General features: G+C 40.4%; 12 protein-coding genes, 1 tRNA gene and 1 pseudogene. 9 read left to right on the forward strand and 5 right to left on the reverse strand.

Annotated elements, in window-relative coordinates; genetic code table 11:
• Positions 1-49 precede the first annotated feature (49 nt).
• Both IYN84_RS12500 and IYN84_RS12505 read left to right on the forward strand, forming a co-directional pair.
• Positions 50-126 (forward strand) — tRNA-Ile (locus IYN84_RS12500).
• Between the two features lie 542 nt (positions 127-668).
• Complete coding sequence (locus IYN84_RS12505) at positions 669-2633, forward strand: PKD domain-containing protein (RefSeq protein ID WP_196139542.1); 1965 nt, start codon at positions 669-671, stop codon at positions 2631-2633.
• Positions 2634-2751: 118 nt separating this feature from the next.
• On the opposite strand, the gene IYN84_RS12510 is transcribed toward IYN84_RS12505, so the two are convergent.
• Complete coding sequence (locus IYN84_RS12510) at positions 2752-3381, reverse strand: TIGR02466 family protein (RefSeq protein ID WP_196139543.1); 630 nt, start codon at positions 3379-3381, stop codon at positions 2752-2754.
• 200 nt (positions 3382-3581) lie between these two features.
• Here IYN84_RS12510 and IYN84_RS20965 point away from each other — a divergent pair, with 200 nt between their 5' ends.
• Together IYN84_RS20965 and IYN84_RS12520 are read left to right on the forward strand one after the other, a co-directional pair.
• Positions 3582-5933, forward strand: a complete 2352-nt coding sequence (locus IYN84_RS20965; RefSeq protein WP_210330438.1) for a thrombospondin type 3 repeat-containing protein — start codon at positions 3582-3584, stop codon at positions 5931-5933.
• A gap of 285 nt (positions 5934-6218) precedes the next feature.
• The gene (locus IYN84_RS12520; RefSeq protein WP_210330440.1) at positions 6219-7871 is read left to right on the forward strand and encodes an NAD+ synthase; all 1653 of its coding nucleotides are present in this window, start codon (positions 6219-6221) and stop codon (positions 7869-7871) included.
• Between the two features lie 126 nt (positions 7872-7997).
• Here IYN84_RS12520 and IYN84_RS21705 read toward each other — a convergent pair.
• Positions 7998-8195, reverse strand: a pseudogene (locus IYN84_RS21705) (LytTR family DNA-binding domain-containing protein); the annotation flags it as partial.
• Positions 8196-8779: 584 nt separating this feature from the next.
• On the opposite strand from IYN84_RS21705, the gene IYN84_RS12530 reads away from it, so the two are divergent.
• Positions 8780-10453, forward strand: coding sequence for an Npt1/Npt2 family nucleotide transporter (locus IYN84_RS12530; protein ID WP_196139544.1), 1674 nt, complete (start codon positions 8780-8782; stop codon positions 10451-10453).
• A 102-nt stretch (positions 10454-10555) separates the two neighbouring features.
• Here the strand turns inward: IYN84_RS12530 and IYN84_RS12535 are convergent, their stop codons facing one another.
• Positions 10556-10933 carry a hypothetical protein gene (locus IYN84_RS12535; protein ID WP_196139545.1) on the reverse strand — a complete coding sequence of 126 codons (378 nt, stop codon included), beginning with the start codon at positions 10931-10933 and terminating at the stop codon, positions 10556-10558.
• Between the two features lie 392 nt (positions 10934-11325).
• Between IYN84_RS12535 and IYN84_RS12540 the strand changes: the two genes are divergently transcribed.
• A complete protein-coding gene (locus IYN84_RS12540) occupies positions 11326-11505 on the forward strand; it encodes a hypothetical protein (RefSeq protein ID WP_196139546.1) in 180 nt (59 codons plus the stop codon).
• A 53-nt stretch (positions 11506-11558) separates the two neighbouring features.
• Here the strand turns inward: IYN84_RS12540 and IYN84_RS12545 are convergent, their stop codons facing one another.
• Positions 11559-13160: a phosphatidylinositol-specific phospholipase C domain-containing protein gene (locus tag IYN84_RS12545; protein WP_196139547.1), complete on the reverse strand. Its 1602-nt coding sequence runs from the start codon at positions 13158-13160 to the stop codon at positions 11559-11561.
• Between the two features lie 53 nt (positions 13161-13213).
• Positions 13214-14131, reverse strand: coding sequence for a hypothetical protein (locus IYN84_RS12550; protein ID WP_196139548.1), 918 nt, complete (start codon positions 14129-14131; stop codon positions 13214-13216).
• A gap of 287 nt (positions 14132-14418) precedes the next feature.
• Here IYN84_RS12550 and yegD point away from each other — a divergent pair, with 287 nt between their 5' ends.
• The 3 genes from yegD to IYN84_RS12565 all read left to right on the forward strand — a co-directional run bounded on the left by yegD (position 14419) and on the right by IYN84_RS12565 (position 19470).
• Positions 14419-15780: a molecular chaperone gene (yegD, locus tag IYN84_RS12555; protein WP_196139549.1), complete on the forward strand. Its 1362-nt coding sequence runs from the start codon at positions 14419-14421 to the stop codon at positions 15778-15780.
• Between the two features lie 259 nt (positions 15781-16039).
• The gene (locus tag IYN84_RS12560) at positions 16040-16591 is read left to right on the forward strand and encodes a hypothetical protein (protein ID WP_196139550.1); all 552 of its coding nucleotides are present in this window, start codon (positions 16040-16042) and stop codon (positions 16589-16591) included.
• Positions 16591-19470: a prolyl oligopeptidase family serine peptidase gene (locus tag IYN84_RS12565; RefSeq protein WP_196139551.1), complete on the forward strand. Its 2880-nt coding sequence runs from the start codon at positions 16591-16593 to the stop codon at positions 19468-19470. The genes IYN84_RS12560 and IYN84_RS12565 overlap by 1 nt, the downstream gene beginning before the upstream one ends.
• Positions 19471-19907 lie beyond the last annotated feature (437 nt).

The raw sequence follows: 19907 nt of genomic DNA on the forward strand, positions 1-19907 counted from the left end.
CCTTGGGATATCGCCTGATATTTAGTGACAAGGCTAATCCTCATACCGAGGGCCAGTAGCTCAGTTGGTTAGAGCAGCGGACTCATAATCCGTTGGTCCGGGGTTCAAGTCCCTGCTGGCCCACCAAATTTCTTTCCTAGCTATCTAAATCATCGCACTCACCTGTAAATTAGCCCTATGTGTTTAATGTCGCTTTAGTAATCTCAATAAGAAAGAATTTTACTGAATCGGAATTATCGTTCGGTTTTAATCCTAGAAAAAACGGCTTTAATTCCAATAAACCCTTAACTATAGAATAGAACTAGTGCTTGGGGTGACAGAGAACCAAATCTTGTAGAGTTTTCAATGAAAACAATCAGAGGCAACGATATTGTTTACATGGGAACTTGTTGGCAGCTTTGTAAAGCGTCGAGTAAGTACTACCAATAGATTCGCGCTTTAATACAGTATTCAATATTCTGCCTGTAACTTTCCTCTACCAGATCCAATACAACCTTATACAAGCTTTACCAGGTATTAGCTTCAATAAACTGGCATAAAAATATGAGTAACATTGGTTAAATCCTGTGATGTTTTTGTGATGTTAACTGTTAGCTATAGATTTTCAATATCAGCTCAATACTATGAAAAATCGCTCACAATAGATTTGTATTATGGAGATTCCCTATATGATTTTTAACAGATTTGTAAGAACTTTTACCTTTGTAATGCTTCTACTATTTGCTAGTTCAAATTCTGAAGCTGATGATCTGGATGTGTGTGATGGAAAAGGATTAAACTTTTCCTTTACTATCGATGTACCTGAGCTTGCGGTTGTTGACAACAATGTTCAATTTAGCGCTGATATTGTAGCCAGATTTGGGCACCCTGGTATTGTCTGGAATTTCGATGTAGAAGGTGGAAGTGGTGCAGGAGATGATTTCCCCTACCCAACATACGCTTACAAGAAAATGGGTACTTATAAAGTAAGAGCAGTGGTTACCGATGAGGAATCTTCTGCTTGCCGAGAGGCTGAAATACTCGTCCTGGGTAATGGAAAGCCGATCGCGAATATAGAGTCGCCAAATGAAGGGTATACAGTATTTACTGATACTCCAGTGAAGTTTTCTAGTGCAGGTTCATTTGATCCTATTGGAGCTCTTGAGACATATCAATGGTCTTTTGGAGATGGTCAAATTTCCAATGCGCAACACCCTGTTCATAGTTTTTCCCAAACAGGAATTTTTCCTGTGACCTTAAAAGTGACAGATAACAGTGGCCTGTCTGATCAAAAAACAGTCAACATCAATGTTAAAAGACTGGACTTGAGTATAACAAAGTCACTGGCAATCACAGATCAACTTATTTTGGATAGCGAGTTTGCATTGAGCAAAGTTCTTAATAAACTAGTTCTTCCATATGATGATGTTGAATATCCGTTATACAGAAACTTATGGTCGTTCTTTGCTGTAGATAATTGCTCTAAAACCCACAAGATTGAAACCTTTCCATTTCAATGTATACGGCAAGAAGCGAGCATTCCAAGCATGGCTGAAATTGACTCCGAAGAAGGTATGTTGGGTTTCAAGCCTATAGGTATTTTTAATCGCCTGGATCTGGCTGATAGTAATGGGGCGCATTGTGGAGAATATCGAATTATTTACAGCTTGGATACTGTTGACAAGACTCAGCAAGCCTTCATTATTTTTGAAGCGCAGTTACCTAATGTTAATTCATCTCAAGGTATATCAGGATGTATTCCCATTGCTGAGTTTCTTAATGATTTGAGTCAAATTGATGATGTGCATGAACGAAAAGGGCTCCTGTCACAATTTTTCTTTAAAGGAGTGAATGGTTTTCCTGCGGTTGTGTCTCGAGAACATTATTCTGCTGGTAGAGGACAAGTTCGCACAAACACTCGGTTTGAAGAGAACAATTGGCAACTACGTGAGTTTAACGTTACCCAGTGCATTGGGCAAAGTATGCAAACTTGTTTTAAATCACGCTCTGTTAAAGATTCTCCTTTTGATGCTCTTTTCAATGAGAACTCAGGATATTGGCAAGGCGAAGAATTCAGAGAACAGTTACTTACACAAATCGGGAGCCTTGCAAGTGACAATTTAAATTCCTTCTTTGCAACCATACCTGACAAATTTAACGCTGGCGCCATAGATAGCGAAGGAGAGTTTGGCGACTATGTGAATAGTACTAGTGAACTATTCAAGGAACAGCTACAAACAGCTATTGAAACCAATAATTCATCTTTGGCAGCTATCCCTTCTAATAATCAGGAGTTGTGTTTATCCGGTAGCAATATTGGTTTTTGTGCAAAACATGTAATCGCCAGGGTTGAAGCATTGAGCTGCGGCGGATGTCATGATCGCAGTAATGATGTTGAAATGGGGCTCGGCCTGATCTGGCCTAAATCTCTTCGTTTTACACATGTTGATCGTCGTACTGTCAGTTGTGAGCATGATTCCAGTGCGCAATGTTTTAGAACTTCTTCAGCTTTGAAGACACTATTTTTGCCTAATAGATATTCCATTGTCGAAAAAATGCTAGAGTCTAAGGTGGAATCTTATGGACCTACTAACTCACAGGCAACCCTAAATGAGCTTAAGCAGAAATTAGATAGTGGACTTAAGGCTCACTAGGATTTAGTGTGGCTATTTTTATTTCGAATATTGAGACAGCTTCTTTTTTGGTGCGGGAGGCTGTCTTGAGTCAAATAGATATATTGTCTTTATCCTTTTCTGACTCTATTTTTCCTTATCATCTCGCGACTTGCTGAATATTCTCACCCAAACGAAAATTAAAGGCCACGCTGATCCTGGGCTTTTCGTCGTAGTGCGGCGCAACCATGTGCAACAGATATCCGGGGAATAAAAACATGGTGCCATTTTTAGGTGTGTAGTTGACCGTCGCTGCTGGCCGGTAAGGGGCGCCCACCGGAATAGGGTCAAAAAACATAATGTCTCCCGGCGCGATCCCGTTATTCCTCTCTTGCGGTGTTTCGTTGACATCAATATAGACACAACCGCTCCATTCGCATGGCAAGTGGGCGTGTGGTGCGTTCCAGGCGCCGAAATCATTAATATTGGCCCACAAAGAGCTGAGGTAAACAGGACTTTCGGACGGAAGGCGTTCAGCGTGACGGATCATCTGACAGCCAATCTGGAATACCTGCTCAGTCAGCCACTGTAACACCGGCGAGTCAGACTGATGGAGGTTATCATCAGAATGCCAGCCCCTTTGATTGGAGCGAGAGATGCCTTCCTTATCACTGTCCCTTAAGCGCAATAGCTGGTTTTTAATGTCTTCCAGTTCCCGCGGGCTGGTGGGGATCAGGGACTCAAATATCGGTACTCCGAAATGGGAGCGGTTCTCGGCTTTGATTGACATAGTGTATTTAGGTTCTTAATTCTGACTATTTGCCTAGTATATCCTCTGAGGAATAAAACCTCGACCCGGTCTTTATTTTCTTAAGACGCTCAAAAATTAGACTTTTCGCTTTTCTGCATATTCCCTGCACATTTTTACGAGATATTAAGCAATATTGCAAAATAGAGATATAATCCGCCGCTTGTTTTAGAGGAGTAAAAATGAAGACGAATAAAAGCATGGTTAGCACATTAAAGCCCGTGGTTGTCGCGGTGAGCATGGCGATTGGGCAACAGGCTTTCGCTTGTGAAACATCATTAGTAGTCAATAGTATTGACGATCCTACAGGTGATTTGACTACCTTTGAAGAAGCCATGGCGGCTACCGCTGATTGCGGCGAGCAAGATATCAGTATTACTTTTGCTGAAAATTTAGCGGGACAGATAATTTCTCACGGCGATTATACTTATGGTCTATATGGCGGAAACAACTATACGATCACCGGCCCGCAAGCGGAGCGAGTGATTATCCAGAAATCCAGCTCGTCTTATGAGCTCTTCAATATTGCTGAAGCTGGCACATTAAAACTTAGTAACGTTGAACTTGATGGCCAGCAAGTGGTAAATCGCGCACATTCAGCGATTAATGTTAGTGCAGCTGATTCCAGTCTGGAAATCGATAATGTAAAGATTCATGGTTTTTACGGGTACGATGTTTATGGTGCGGCGATCCGGTCTGAATATGGTGGACCGCTAACTATCAGAAACAGTGAAATTAGCGATAATAAAACATACCGGAGAGGCGGTGGTGTCCATGCATTCGATTCGTCACTGGAAATTATCGATAGTGTTTTTGACGGAAACCTCGCAGAAGGGGATATTAGCTATTCCGGTGGTGGAGCGATTAGTTTTTCCGGCGAGTATGGCAGTGCCGAGCTAAGCATCAGCGGTTCGACATTTCGCAACAATAGAGCCCGAAATTATGGCGGCGCAATTTATCAGAGTACCTCTCGTAGCGTTGTCATTGAAGATAGTATTTTTGAAAATAACAGCGTGACTGCTGCGAGTAATGAGTATGGAACCGGCGCAGCTGCTGAAGCACATGGTGGTGCTATTACCCTTGACCGTTCAACTGGCGTGACTGTTAGCGGTTCACAGTTTAATAATAACTCGGCAACCAATTATGGTGGCGCCATGTATATTGGCCGAAGTGGCCGAAGTGGTAATATTCAAATCTCTGATACAACTTTTACCGGCAATCAAGCGATATACAGTGCCGGGGAGTCTACTTTGGCTCACGGTGGAGCCATTTATGTTGGTGCTGCTGTCGGAGACCCGGTCACCATTTCACTCAGTGATACAAGCATTGTCGACGGCGGCGCCGATGGTAATGGTGGTGGTGTATATATTCAAGGTGCCGGCGTGACTTTCATTATTGATGCATCACGCATTACCAATAATAGCGCCGATGACGGCGGCGGTATCTATAACGAAAACTTACTAACCGTTCGCAACAGCATTATTGAAAAAAATAGTGCAAACTCCGCATTTGGTGGCGGAATTTTTACTGGCAATTCAGAGATGTCGACAACGACGTTAATAAACTCGACTTTTTTTGAAAATCGCGCGGTTACCTCTGGTGATGAAATCTATACCCAGGCGGGGGGAGCGACCAATATGGCTAATGTTTTAGTCGTCAACAACAACGTGGAAGTTGTCGATGACTGTTTCGGTGCTCTAAGTAAAAATGTGACTAACTGGGTTCAGGATGGAACATGTAGTTCGATGTTTATCGGCGATCCAGAACTCTTTGACCCGGAAAATGGTGATCTTAGACCGATCCCTTCAAGCTCCGCAGTAAATGCTGGCGACAATAGTGAGTCTCCCGAGACGGATTTCAATGGCACTATTCGTCCTCAGGAATTATATGCTGATATCGGTGCTTATGAGTATAACCCTGATGGTGACTTCGATGGGGACGGTATTAATGATCCTGAAGATGCTTTTCCTCTCGATGATTCAGAAACGCTTGATACCGATGGCGACGGTATAGGTAACAACACCGATACCGATGATGATAATGATGGTGTAGCAGATAGCGATGATGCTTTTCCACTTGACGATTCTGAAACGATTGATACTGACGGAGATGGTATAGGAAATAACTCCGATGTTGACGATGACGGTGATGGTGTAGCAGATAGCGATGATGCTTTTCCACTCGACGATTCTGAAACGCTTGATACCGACGGAGATGGTACAGGAAATAACTCCGATGTTGACGATGACGGTGATGGCGTAGCAGATAGCGATGATGCTTTTCCACTCGACGATTCTGAAACGCTTGATACCGACGGAGATGGTATAGGAAATAATTCCGATACTGACGATGACGGTGATGGTGTAGCAGATAGCGACGATGCTTTTCCACTCGATGCTTCGCGATCGGAAGAAAGTATTTCTTCCGGTGGTGGCGCAATGAACTGGCTATGGGCGCTAGTACTTTTATTTGTAAGACGAGTACCCTTATCAATAAGCACTGCAAGAAAAAAATTATGCGGTAGAGAAAAATAGTAAGTATTAAAAAAGAGCATTTTTTGCTTTCTGAGCGAATCTGGGAGTCAAACTCAGATTCGCACTTCCATAAATCATAAAACTTTGACTAAGGCCAATTATATTCTTGGCTTGATTTTTAATCCGTTTTCTAGCTTTAGTTTAAGTTCTCGTTTCACAGTCTAATTCCTTATCCGTTCAAAAATAACCAGCTAAAACCGCCTGCTGCTTTTATCCGAGAAAAAAACAAAGTTAAAATACAATCTACACTTAGTAGTAATAACTCATCTATCGAAGGAGCAAGTTGTGAAAATCACAATGGCCCAATTGAATTTTACAGTTGGAGATGTTGACGGTAATCTCGAAAAGATTATTGATGCCTACAGGTTAGTCGAAAATGAAGATGGGTTATTGGTTTGCTCTGAGTTAGCGCTTACCGGCTACTATCCGCAAGATCTTGTCTATCAGCAAGGCATTATAGAAAAACAATTAGAAGCGCTAGCTAAGTTGAAAACTTTTACTCAGGGAAAAGCTGCAGGAGTAGTTGTTGGCTATATTGCGAAAAATCATTCGGACGAGGGTAAACCGCTATTCAATGCATTGGCTGTATTAAGCAATGGAGAACAGATATTCGAATACCACAAAAAGCTACTGCCCACCTACAATGTATTTGATGAGTCACGGCACTTTAATACTGGAGAAGGAACTGGCATTTTTGAGTATAAGGGTAAAAAAATTGGCTTTTCCATTTGTGAAGATATCTGGGCTCGCACCAGCTTTTTCAACTATTCATTTGATCCGGTTGAAGCGCTCGAAAAAGAGAATATTGAAGTGTTGATCAGTATTAACGCATCACCAAGTAATTTAGGAAAACAGCAGGACAGATTATGCGTGATTGCCGCAACAGCTCGAAGACTTCATGCGCCTTTGGTTTATGTCAATCAGGTTGGAGGAAATGACGAACTGGTATTTGATGGTGCTAGCTTAATAGTAAACGAAGTTGGTGAGGTTCTTACGGCCCTACCTGCTTTTGAGGAGCAGCTAAAAACTATCGATTTGAATGAGTTAAAACCAACGCAATTCAAACCAATCAGTGATGATGAAATTAGATACCGACAAACGATATTGGGTATTAGAGACTATATCCAGAAATGCGGATTTAATAAGGTCGTCATTGGAAGCTCTGGCGGAATTGATTCTGCGGTTACGCTGGCAATATGTGCTGAAGCACTTGGTAGTGCAAATGTTACCGCGATCACTATGCCGTCAAAATTTTCTTCAAAAGGAAGTGTCGATGATTCTATAGCTCTCTGTGAAAACTTGGGTGTCAGGCTATTGACTGCACCAATTGGAGAAGAGTACGAGTTAGCCGTGAAGCAGTTTGAAGCAATGGCAGGAGAACATCCTTCAAAATTGACGAAGGAAAATATCCAGGCCCGTATTCGTGGCAGAAAGTTGATGGAATATAGCAATCAATTTGGCGCACTCGTTGTTTCAACTGGAAATAAAAGTGAAATGAGCGTGGGTTACGCAACGCTTTATGGAGACATGAATGGTGGAGTAAATCCGCTAGGAGACCTTTATAAGATGGAAGTTTATGCGTTGGCCAAATACTTTAATCAGAAAGCTGGAAAAGAAGTTATTCCTCAAGCCATTATTGATAAGGCTCCGAGTGCAGAACTTTCAGAAGAGCAGCTTGATAGCGATTTTCTGCCTGACTACCGGTTATTGGATGCAGTTTTAAAGTTATACATAGAAGGTCGACTGTTAAGCGAATCTGAAGTCAACGAATGTAATTTGACGATTAAAGAATTTGGTCCATCAAATGAAGAGTTAAATAAAATTCATCAAATGGTAAACAGAGCTGAATTCAAACGAAAACAGGCTCCGCCGATTATCAGAATACAGAAGAAGAGTTTCGGTGTCGGTAGACGAATGCCTGTTGCGGCTAAATATTAGATGTACACGAATATTGAAAAGAACAAGATTTACATGTTCAACAAGTCATTTGAAGTGACCAAACCATATTTTCAATCGATGCTTACATCATCCCTTTGTGTGGATAACTACTGTACTCTTGAATATTTACGTCTGTCTAAATAAATGCAAATAACAGCGCCTTACAGTTAGTTCATCTCCTCTATTTCTAATATAAAATCGTGCAGTTTCATTGTCGCCGAATTTTACGTAAACAATTGCTTTTAAGTTAACCAAAACAGAGCGATGCACTTGAGTCAACTGGTTTGCATCGAGTTGCACAATTAATTCTTTTAATGAAGTGCGAACTAAAGCTTCTGCTGGCTTACCATTATCATCGCGCCGGACGACTTCAACACCGACTTTACCGGAATATGATTATCCAGAAAACAAATATCAGTAGGATTTTTCGAAATACTCGATAGATTGTGACCAATCACGGTATAAAGGGGCACCAATAGCGGAAAATCTACCTCATACAGAAAACAGGGGGACAAGTTGAACCTACCCCGTCTCGGGGATTTTTATCATATAGCGCCGACGATTTAATCAATAGGAAGAGAGCATTCAGTTTATTTTTTAATTTGGACTATTCCTGCTACTATTTAAATTCAAGCAACTAAATTTCCAATAAACTGGCCCTGCGGAAAAAGAGATAGTGGGAATGCCACTATATAAAATATATTGATATCCATTTTTTGGGATTAATTCTCGAGGAACTCGCTTATTCAATACACAATATGAAATGATAGAAATAAGATCGTTGAAGATGTGTCGAATAATGCTAACATAGATATTAAAATACCAATCTTAGAGCTCTTAGCTTGAAACTATTTTGCAGTAGGCCGCAAAGTTTCAGTGAAATAGCATGAGTCAAAGGCATTAGCGCAGTGAAAAATATCAAAAGACTCTCTATTGGCGAGCGAATACTTTCAATTGCTACCAGAATAAGACCCGGCGAAGGCAAAGTAACTTACGTACTTATTCTAAATGCATACCTTATTCTTTTTTCTCACTATTTGCTCAAAGTGATTCGCGAGACTTTGATTTTAAGTAATGGTACCGCTCTGGATAAAAGTCTGGCGAATGCAATTACAGCGTTAATCATTACTTTCATTGTATCTGTATACGGGTGGTTTTATTGTAAATACAAAAACAGACAAGACAAGGACTTACTTACGCTGTTAGTTAACGGCTTTTTCTTTGTTAATATCGTTCTTTTTATGGTTGGAATGGTTATTGGAATTGAAAGTCCAATGATCTTTTACGTGTGGCAGGGCATATACGGGATACTTGTGGTATCCCATTTTTGGTCGTTCTGTGCCGATATTATGAATAAAAAGTCTGGCCAAAGATTATTCCCCCCGATTATGGTGGGAGCTAGTCTAGGCGCCTGGAGCGGCTCGTATCTTGCTGATATGGTTTATTCTATTTCCGGCGTTTTTAGTGTAATGTTAACTGCTCTCACTTGCCTGGCACTAGCAACATTTACTTCCCGCTACGCCTGCCGCATACTGCCAGAGCATAGCCGTAATCACTCTGTTGAAATTGAGGATGAACGAAAAAATTATCCTGTCTGGGAAGGTTTTAAGCTCGTCTTTCAAAAAAGGTACTTGTTGTATACGGCATTGTTTGTTCTTTTAATGAACTGGATCAACTCAACTGGCGAGTTTATCTTTGCTTCGTATGTGAAAGATGAGGCAATTCGTCTGGCGAATAGTGATTTATCTTTAGAGCAAGATTCGCTGATTTCTGCCTATTACTCGAGTTACTATACTTGGGTGAGTGTTATCGGTTTTGTTTTACAGGCTGTTGTCGTTTCCAGGTTGCTTGTTTGGCTGGGGCTCAAAGGGAGCCTTTATGTTCTTCCCATTGTCATGATTTTGGGGTATGGATTACTTGCACTATTTCCTGTTTTTGTTATCGCCCGAATGACCATGATTATGGAGAATAGTTGTTCATACAGTATAGCGAATACCGCGAAAAATATTCTGTACCTGCCTTTGGAAAGAGAAGAGAAGTACGTGGGAAAAACCACAATTGATACTTTTTTTTGGCGGTTAGGAGACTTGCTTCAATATCTTGTAATAGCCATTAGTATCAACTATTTTGCATGGGGAAGCATTCACTTTATCTGGCTAAACCTTTTGCTCTCTGTCATCATGTTTTTTGTCGCCTATATGTTAATGAAAAATTATCGCTTATCGACCGCTGGAGATGTTAGAGGTAGTGCTCCTATTGCCAGCCGAGGTATTCCGAAATTGTCGATACCTCCAGGTATTACTGTGAGAGGCGTCATTGGCGAAGATATTTTTGTTGATAACGACCCTGGTGATGCTTTCAGATATTTTCTGCTAACCCCGGAAAATATTCCGTTTCCCCGATGGATTCGATTTGATCCGCATCATCTTACTTTAGATATAACGCCACCATCAAATAGTGAAGGTGAACTCTCTTTAATTTTGAGGGTTACCGATGCTGATGAACTTAGCTGCGAAATTGACCTACATATAAAGTGGTTTGAGGGGGCTATTCTTAGTGAAGGTTTGTTTGAGATTTCTTAAATGAAATACAAACCGAGATAAGCGATTTTTTGTCGTAAAAAGCAGCTTAGCTGAACTGACGACCCTTAAAGGATAAGAGTCGTCCGAAATTCTTTATTTCTTCTAGAAAAGATTTATTTTATAGGAATCCATCTGACTGGAGTAGGTCGCCAGATTGTGTTTGACCGGATCAAAAGATACACCTGAACCAGAAATCTGATAGGAAAATTCACCGCCACCAGCATAGTTGCTACAATTGACCGTTAAAATTACGCTGCTTGCTTTCGGGTTGAGGTTTTTCAAACTTCTCAAGTAGTTATTGAGTGGAAGCGTTGCATTTGGTGAAGTAGGAAATCCGTTACCTGAAGCAATAAAAACAGTGCCACTTCCAAAGCGATCAGTTGTATCCGGGCTTAATTCGATTTCGATTCGATTGTCGCAAGTATTGACTGTAATACTAACATTATCATCGGTGTTATTTAGTTCAATAGGCGTAGCCATTTTCTTTCTCCTTAAAGCATTTAATAAATTTTAAAAGAAGACTTTATGTCTCTTTCCATTTCATTGAATTATGAGTATCGATAGTCAAATAACCGATACTCATTGAACATAGCAGAAGAAAAAAAAGGCAATGAAAAATTGTCGAGATATTTTTAATTTAATTTAGCTGCGAGATTGTTGACAGTTTTATTACATAAATTGGTGACAATAATATCTCCATTGATAAGAAGTTAAACTCGCCATGAGTTTATACGCTCACATATTGCTGTTAATTTGTATTTTTTCTAATTGCTGAAAATTTTCATAAAAGTAACTTTTGAATTGAGATGAGCAGTTTTAATATTTATCGGTGAGCATTTAATTATGATGACCAGGATATTGGGCTATATGTCATGAATAGCGGGCAACTTGAAGAGAAACTGGGACAATCGACAAATAATAACAGTCAAATCTTTGGTTGGGTTATTGATGGACAGCGAGTCAGACAAACTTGTTTTTTTGCGGTGACCTGGTTCAATTTTGAAGGCGTTGAAGATCAGCTTTCGCTAGCGGTATCCAGACAAGTTAGATAATATAAAAGGAAAGCCAAATGACTTTCCTTTTTACTTTCCTTGAAGTGAGTTTCCTATTGATGGGTATTTGAAGCCCAAACAGCTCCGCCGGTAGCATTGTAAATTACCAGGTTGCCGTCCCCCTGAAGAATTAGACGGTTTCCTGAACCATGGGTATGTGAAGCCCACAATGCATTCCCGTACTGGTCATATACAACCAGGTTTCCATCGCCCTGAAATATCGCTCTGTGCTGGCTACCCCAGTTGGTACCTGTAGCCCAGAGTGGTTCCGCAACTCTTCCATTGCTGAATCGATAAAGCACCAGATTTCCGTCATGTTGCATTACCAGATATCTGTTGTGAGTAGTAATTGCCTGACCTGTCAATAGCGTTAGTTGCCCTTTATTAGCAGATAAACTTGTTGCGTATTGTGGCTCTATAAAGTGTGTACTTTGTCCGCGAACATTCCACTGACCTTCACTGTTGCGATCATCGTGGTTTAACCATACATTAGAAAAGCCCTTAGTCTCTTTTGCTTGTTTTAGCTGCTGGTTATGATAGCTATTGGTTGGAACGCTAAAGTGATAGCTATTACCGAGAGCCTGACAGTAGGATTCGCCTTGTTGCCAGGTTCCCACATCCTGTGTAACCGCCCATTCTCCGTTGCTCGCGTTTTCACAAGCGAAGGCGTAGATGTTATCGCAGTTTTGATCATCCCAACGGCCGTTACCCCATTGCAACGCACAATCCTGGTTACCACCCCAGTTATTGGGTTCGTTGTTATCCCAGCTCCAGATCCCTGCTTGCAGACGGCCGTCATCGGTGACCATATCGTCCAGATTAACGATGTTCGCTCCCTGGGCAAAGTAATTGGTAACATCCTGTGCATCAATATAATCATCGCTGCCGCCGGTAAAGATATCGCCGATGGCGCCGATGGTAGTTCTGTCTTCCCAAATGCGGCCTATATCACCTAATCCGGTAAAAACCATATTTTTCCAACTGGAGTTGCTACTGCACCCACCGTCTCCCCAAATCACGACTTTTTTTCCAGCGGCGATTACATCTGCCTTGGTTAGTTGACTGGAAATGTTACCGCATCCCTGACTGGCGTATACCCAGTCGCCAAAATAACTGTTTACCTGGTTGTAGGCATCTTGATGATGACCATCCATATGGTCTTCAAAATAAAGAATGATTACCTGATTGTCACTGTCACTACTGTTTAGCCAATTGCGTATTTCTGCTAATCCTTCTTTCAGATATTTATCATTAATACTACAGAATCCATGGCACATTAACAGTCGTTTAGGATAGGAAAATATACCTTCCATTTTTACCGTCCAATGAACATCGATTTCGATGAATCGCGCGCCCATTCGAAGTTGATCGTAAATACTATATTTTTGCTGTGGGTCAAGGTAGCGACAACCAACGCTGAAATTGCAGCTGGTATAAGCCTCCGAGTTATAAGTGTTGTGAGTGCCGGGAATATTGTTGTCCGCCATCGGGGAATAGATATCGAGTAAACGCTGTTTGGCCAGCGTTCGTCCTTGCCAGCTATTTTTAAAGTTTTCAATTGTGTCTGCCAAGCTCGCGTCTGACCATCCAACGAGTATAGAAAGGCCAAGCATAGAAAGTAGTCGAGTGAGAAGTCGTCCAAAAGATTCAAGCATCAGTAGGTTCCTCTGTTAAGGTTATTATTTTAAGCAGGATTGAATGTTTTTATTTATTGGCATTGAGCTAAGTCAAAATTAAAAGTAGCGGTGCTAATCCGATTGCCGATCTGACTTTGTTTGTCGAACAAAATTCCGCGTTCAGTAGCGACAACTTGGTAACTGCTAAATAGAGGCGGTTTCCCGACTAATAATGAAGATGCACCTTGATAGCTGGCAAAACCTGTCTTGTATTTAACTTCGCCCTCCCTGGAAATGTATACCAGCTGGCCTCCGACAAAATCGGCAGCTAGAACTCCATTACAATATGGAGTGATATCATCATAAATGGTCAGGCGATTGAAAAACTGGTTGGCATAGGTCGCATTTTCGTCTTCAGCGATGAGCATATTTTTGATAGAACCACCGTCGCTAAACCAAAGACTGTTTTCTACAAATTTAATACCGTTGGGATGAAATACATTGTGGTTTCCGTTGGCCCAGTTATGTTCGATTGAATTCACTTCTTTCTGATTGACCGTGATCCTGGAAATTGAACCACTGCCAAGATAGGCTGTGTTGGCCAGATAGAGAGTCGACTCGCCATCACCAGTCAAGCCATTGGGTAGGTCGAGCTCACTGATATCCGCTATTTTTAAAAGTTTGCTGTCACGCGCATTTAAGTCCAGAGCCAGCAAATGCTTCTTGGCGTTAACTAGCTTAATTTCACTACAAACAGTATATAAGGTATCAGCAAGCTGGGTGATGCCGGCAAATGCACATTCAAAGTCGCTAATGACTTTTAATTGATATTCTTCATTAACCGCGTTTTTGAGAAGTTCATAAAATCCTTCACCAGAAGATACGAAGAGTCTTCCATCATCTGTAAAGAAAAGATTCTCGGCTTCAGCCAGGCGAGCGACTTCCTGTTTGATGTAACAAGCGTTCAATAGGAGAGAGAGAAAGGCGACGGTAACTAGTCTCAGTTTCATGGGGGCTCCTGGGTACACTTTTATTTTATTGTTATCTGGTCCTACCAGAGTAGGAGGGGTTAAATTCGAGATCAATTACCAAATTGAGATAGTTTATTAATTAACCAATGTTCGTTTTATTGTGGAAACAGGAAGCCATTTTTATCGACATAGATAGGCTGCTTTTTCGACTTAATAAAGGTTTGTTTGTTTAGTTGAAGTCCAACTAAGCCTTCGGCGCTAGTATTCGAGTTTAGGATCACGTAGAATCCGCCCCCCTTTTTTCTGTGCAGTATTTGGAGGTGATTATGTACGCAGGTCTGGATTATGGTACTTCTAGCTCGGCTATCGGGATAATTGAAGAAGAGCTTCCAAAACTCCTCCCTATTCAAGCGCATGAGCCCTTTCTTCCCTCGACACTATATACGCTGGATCGTAGCTTTGTTTGTGAATATTTGGCGAAAAGTCTGCCAGAGCATTCGCGTGACCATTATATTGGGCAGCGAAAGCAGCAATTACTGAAAGCATCCGCTTTCCGCCGCTCATTTGATATGGAAAGTGACGAGGTCGCACAGTTTTTCGGGCAGCGAGCCATTGAAGAATATATCGAATATCCCGAAGAGGGACTTTTTATTAAGTCTCCCAAATCTTTTCTCGGCTCAACCGGCCTAAATCAAAGCCAGCTGTCGTTTTTTGAAGATCTGGTTACCGCGATGCTGCTTTATATCAAACAAAATGCAGAAGTTCATACCCAACAAAAGATTACAAGGGTCGTGATAGGGCGACCTGTTAACTTTCAGGGAGTCAGTAGTAGCGAAAGTAATCGGCAGGCAATCGATATCATGACTTTGGCAGCGAAACGCTGTGGATATCAAGAGATTGAATTTCTGTATGAGCCTCTGGCTGCAGGTGTTGACTTTGAAACAGGGTTAAACCAGGACATGCTGGTGCTCGTGGTAGATATCGGTGGAGGTACCACAGATTGCTCTATGGTAAAAATGGGACCCTCTTATGTAAAAAAAGACGTTCGAGAAGAAGACTTTCTCGCTCATACTGGTTCTCGGACCGGTGGTAACGATCTTGATATTGCCACTGCCTATCATCAGTTTATGCCTCTTTTTGGATTGGGGAGTATGCAAACCAAAGGTATCGAAATGCCAGCTGCGCCTTTTTGGAGTGCGGTATCGATCAACAATGTGGGTGAACAGGCCAAGTTTGCCAGTGACTCATTTGCCAGAGAGCTCAAAGCCTTGAGGCGAGACGCGCAGCGCGTCGAATTGCTGGACCGATTAATTCACCTTCAAGCGAATAAACTCAATCATCGACTGGTAAGAAGTGCCGAATTGACAAAAATTGCGCTGAGTGACAAGCCGAAAGTACGTACTGAGCTGGAATATGTTGAGTCAGATCTGGAGTTGAATATTTCAGAGGATGATTTTAAAAGGGCAATTAATCGTCCCGCTCAGCAAATTCAGTCCTTAATTAGCGAAGCGGTTAAGCAGGCGCAGACTAAGCCCGATGTTATTTATATCACCGGAGGTTCCGCAAAATCACCGACGGTTAGAAAAGTGGTCAATCAAGTGCTTCCTGGTGTGGATATTCTGGACGGTGACTATTATGGCAGTGTTGCCGCAGGGTTAACTAAGTGGGCTCATCGAATTTGGCGTTAGAACGGTACAACCAGGAAATACATGTTTCTTCATTATTATATATTGATAATGTATATCTCAATATATAGGATAGCCTCATATTCGTAGGGAATAGAGTATTGAGTTTTCTAATTTATAGTTTTTAATTCCTATTGGGCGCGCTTGGCCAAAGAGATTGAAAAGTTCAAAATACTATAAATCAACGAAATAGAATTGATATCAATTTCTTTCCTAAGTCATGTTCTCAATTTTTTAAATCGGTTTGATGTCAGGTGACAGAGTGCAAGTTTTTTTAGTTCGTATTTTTCTTATTTTTTCCATCGTTTTAATAACTAGCTGTGCAAGTAAATTAAAAAAGTTATCTGAAGATAAAGATATTCAGCTTACTGGTGATAGTGGTTATGTGCTTATTGGTATTGATACCAATAGAGATCTTTATAAAATCTTATTAGATGGACCTCGTCGGATAGAGTTGTCTTCTGCAGATTTGGCTGAGGGGGAAAGTTACATCCTTTCTCAGTTAGAAGCGGGAGAATATTCCGTCGATCGTCTGTATGTTAGTAATTATATGTATTACAAATTTGATAACGACGACAACTTTCGGTTTGTAGTTAAACCGGGCACCATAAACTATGTTGGACACCTGAATATTGTCACTAGAGGATTCTGGTATCCTACTTCGTATTTAAGACTTGATAACAGAAGTTCACAATCTTTAGTATTTATGGAAGATAAATTTCCGAGTATTCTGAGAAGTAGAATGCTTATCTATGGTGGTCCGGGGGAGGATGCCTTTTATTCATACATAGATAATGGTAAAGGAGATAAATAATGAGAATTCTAAAGTTTATCATATGCCTTACAATTACTTTTTCAACGAATTCATTCTCTTCTCCGATAGAGTCTTCGAAATTATTTACTTATCCTGAAGCATTTGACTTTAAAATTTCTCCTGACGGAGGGCTTATATCTGCGATTAAACAGGACGATAAGAAGAGAGAATTACTTTTTATTGATACTGAAAGTAATCTAATAGAAATGGTGTTGAATATTGGACTTGATGTTCGTTTGCTTTCCTATCATTGGTTGAATGATGAACAGTTGATTTTACTAGCTCAATACGAAAGTACGAGAATGTACCTGGTTGCAACAATTAGCGGGAAAAAAGTCAAATTAAAGGCTTCAAAAGCTAGCGGCTACCTGATTGATGTACTTTCGCATGAACCTGACAAGATACTGTTCGCACGCAATACCCGTGGTCAATACTATCGTATTTATGTTGTCAGCATTGAAGAATTCATAGATAACAGTTTTTCTGATGCTACAGAAGTACTACATAATGGAGAAAATATTTCAAGATTTTCTTTTGATCAAAGGAGTCAAAGGATAATTACTCAAACTTATGATAAAGAAACGAAAGTTTTATCAATAAAATCACTGCCTATTTCAGGCGGTAAGTGGCGGCTACTATTGGAGAAAAATGTCGAAGATATTGAGTTTAGTCTGGCGGCAATCTTAAGTTCTGAATATGTTACTGTTTTAACCAATCAAGAAACAGATAAAGTAGCGCTTCAAAAATACAATATTAAAAAGCAAAAACTGGAAGAGGTTATTTACGAACATCCAAAGTATGACTTGAAGGAGGCAAGCTACAATCGAGAAGGAAAATTGTTATCGGTTGTTTATGAAGAGCTCGGATTGATGAGGAGAGAGTACTTTAATCCTGTAGGAAAACAAATGGGAAAGCAACTATCCCAACTTTTTCCCGGAAAAGAATATTTCTTAGTAGACTATAGTAAAGACTTTTCAAAATCAGTACTAAAAGTTCAGGGTGCTACTTTACCCGGTGACTACTTCACTTTTGATGCTAAGCGGGCCCAACTAAGACCGTTATTATTGGCTTATCCGCAGTTGGAAAATGAGAAACTATATTCTTCAAAAGCTTTCACTGTAATGACGTCTGATAAAGATGAGGTAGAAGCGTTTCTAACTTTGGCAGATAACGAGTTAGACCATAAAACTTTGTTGGTTATGCCTCATGGCGGACCTATTGGCATTAAGGAAAGCGATCGTTATAACTCTCAAGTCCAGTACTTTGTTAGTCGAGGGTTTTCTGTTTTGCGAGTCAACTTTAGAGGTTCGAGAGGATTTGGTAAAAAATTTAAAAATAGAGGGGTTGGTGAATTTGGAAAACTTATTGAACGGGATATATCAACGGTTGTCGAGCAGGTCATAAGCAAGTATAAATTTGATAAAATGTGTTCTGTCGGTGCTAGTTATGGTGGATATTCTTCTGTTATGCTGGCAATTAAGCATCCGGAAAAATATGATTGTGTTGTCGGAGCGATGGGGATCTATGATCTACTATTGGCTTTTAATCATAATAATTATGTTGCCCAAGAGAAGAACAGAAAGCCAATTGAAAACGTTATCGGCAAGTATGATCCAAACTTAAAAGATACTTCGCCTGTTTATTTGGCAAGCAAATTGAAAGCCCCTATTCTTTTAATTGCTGGTATCGAAGATCAGACTGCGGTATTCGAACATACTCATCGATTGGAGTATATGTTGAAAAAGAATAAAAAGCCGGTTGAAACTATGTATTATGAAAATACTGGGCATGGACACTACTCTTGGAGTGGAGATCGACACGAAGCAGCAATTACTTATGATTTTTTGATGAGAACGCTAAATCTAACGGAACCATCTCCGAAAAGCCTGTCAGCTTCAGCAAGAAAAGCGATTGCAACAGATTATGCGATAATTGCAGACAAGTTCTGGTTTGAAGACAATGTTGAGAATGATAAAGATAAATCGCTCGAATTTTATCGAAAGGCGGCTGAGTATGAAGAGCCAAGAGCAATGTTCAATGTCGGCGCCTTTTATCATAGCGGAGATCAAGTAACTAAAGATATTTCAAAAGCAATTACCTATTATAGAAAGGCTGCAAACCTCGATTATGCCAAGGCTCATAGTAGGTTGGGCAGAATGTATATGGAAGGAGAGCATTTAGATGTTAACTGGGAAAAAGCGAAGGAACATTTAGAGAAAGCCCTTAACCTCGATGATACTCCTGAAAATTACTTTCGTTTGGCTCGTTTTGACTGTACTGCTCCAGGTAAGATGAGAAATATTAAACGATGTTTGGCTTCAATGAACCTGGACAGATTTGAAAGGCGATCCAAGAGACAATTCAATAGAGCCATTAATGGATTGCGTTCAGCAACACCCTGGATTTTGTCTGAAACTAAGTTCAATGAAGTGCAAAGGGAGAAGTTTGACAAAATTCTTAATATGGCTTTTGAGTTAAACGAAATGGATGTTTCTATAGATTCAAAGAGAGTCGGTGCATTTGAGTTTATTGAAGGTGTAGGCTATGGAGTAAAAGATGAGTATAAAACTATCAGTAATGGTCCTTTAGTTAAACATAGTGAAAAGGATAATTATTACTATGGAATGATTTTTGAAGTCGATATTCCTGGGATAAATTCTTACCGAGATAAAGTGGGGATAGCCGCTCGATGGACCCAAAACATGAAAGATGGAACAAAGAAGTATCCTAACGCGACAGTTCTATACGGAGCCCCCAAGGGTGAGTGGAAACTTATTAGAAAGTTTGATGATTTTGAAGGGGGGAACTCAGTAACGCTTGAGTTATTTGATTTGAAAGGTAAACCCATTTTTAAGGAAACCTTCATCATTAAATCATAAATAGCAGTAATGATTTGGTAAATCTCACTTAGGTTTTTGCTACTCGCGATTATAGATTAATAACTATGATTATAGCGAGTTTCTAGTTTGAGGATTAGAAAGCAACTGGGTATGTTCAGGCATATTATCAGCGCATTAAGTACTAACGATTGATGTAGCAGTCAGTTTTTTATTTGAAGGCAAAAAAGGGGCTTTCTGCTGTGTCTGGTCGTTGAGGTATGGCTTGATAAAATAGAATGTCCTTGTTCTTTTGGTTAATTAGTTAATTTACTTTCAGGTAATTTAAAACCTAGGTGAGAGTAATAATGGTCATTTTTTTACTAATATCAGTCAATGCACTTATAGGTACGTGAACAATTATCTGATTTTTGAGATTTATTTCCCTTCTTAGCGAATGCATACGTATTCATTCCTGTCACTCATTGATCTATCAGCCT

It is taken from the genome of Aliikangiella sp. G2MR2-5 (assembly GCF_015687155.1).
Lineage (GTDB): Bacteria > Pseudomonadota > Gammaproteobacteria > Enterobacterales > Kangiellaceae > Aliikangiella.